The sequence below is a fragment of the Heyndrickxia coagulans DSM 1 = ATCC 7050 genome, assembly GCF_000290615.1.
GTDB classification, from domain to species: Bacteria; Bacillota; Bacilli; order Bacillales; family Bacillaceae_C; genus Weizmannia; species Weizmannia coagulans.
The window spans coordinates 1-256 of sequence record NZ_ALAS01000263.1 but is presented as its reverse complement, the minus strand read 5'-3'; the positions used below and the strand labels follow the sequence as shown (position 1 = coordinate 256).

The 256-nt window shown below is 44.1% G+C and carries 1 pseudogene; it reads right to left on the bottom strand.

The features are described from left to right. Window positions 1–256 (bottom strand): annotated as a pseudogene (locus IC21_RS14265) (IS5/IS1182 family transposase); the annotation flags it as partial.

Sequence of the window (256 nt, the reverse complement as noted above, 5' to 3'; positions counted from 1 at the left end):
GTTCATGAATCACGAGAAGTTGCCTGTATTCATCTTTGCTTAAAAGAGACAGAGAGCTTTGGGAAACAAGATTTTTAATGATCTCCAGATTTCGTTTCACATATCCGAGCTGTTTGCCTACAGCTTTCCGGATTTTCCGGGCGCCAGCTTTACGTTGCTTAGCGACCGAAAGATAGTCCTTGCGGGCTCTTTTTCTGTAGGTCCGTGGCTTACGTAATTTCCCTTTGTGTGGTTCATGCAGGACATCAATGATATG